This is a genomic window from Pseudoalteromonas sp. SWN29 (genome assembly GCF_015864465.1).
In the GTDB taxonomy this organism is placed as follows: domain Bacteria; phylum Pseudomonadota; class Gammaproteobacteria; order Enterobacterales; family Alteromonadaceae; genus Pseudoalteromonas.
The window spans coordinates 1-512 of record NZ_JADYXE010000199.1 but is presented as its reverse complement, the minus strand read 5'-3'; the positions used below and the strand labels follow the sequence as shown (position 1 = coordinate 512).

The following is a 512-nucleotide window of genomic DNA, read 5'->3' as shown; positions in this document are numbered from 1 at the left end:
GTCGACATCACTGAAGAAGCAGGTGATGATTTTGAAGACGGAACAATTATTATAGCGAAATACGGATTCGAAACTGGCGATTTGGCAGGAGGGCAGTTTATATACCACTCCAATAGGAACCTTACCCCAGATGGTGGGATTGTTATCAATGTTGGTACTGTAGGGCAGGTAGTTCGTTATGGACTAAAACGTAATATATTTCCTACCCCAGTTAGTATTCAATGGTATGGGGCTATCCCACATAGTGATGACTATGATAATGCCATAGCAATCAATGCTGCACTGGCGTCTCCGTATACAACTGAAGTATCGGTTGATGACTATTACTTGGTAAAAACCAGAGTTACCATGCAATCAAATAAAGCACTTGTGGGGCGCTCCCCTTCATGGGCATATGCAGATTCTGGATTTAATATGGTTGGGACTATTGCACTGTCTGACAACCATACACTAGGTTATCTGGACCCTATCGTGGATTGTCGATACAAAAGACAAACGACATTAATCAATAT

Annotated in this window: 1 protein-coding gene; it reads left to right on the top strand. The window is 41.8% G+C overall.

The window, feature by feature from the left end; all coding sequences use genetic code 11:
* On the top strand, positions 1-512 hold a 512-nt coding region (locus I6F53_RS20475; protein WP_197240989.1), incomplete at both ends, for a hypothetical protein.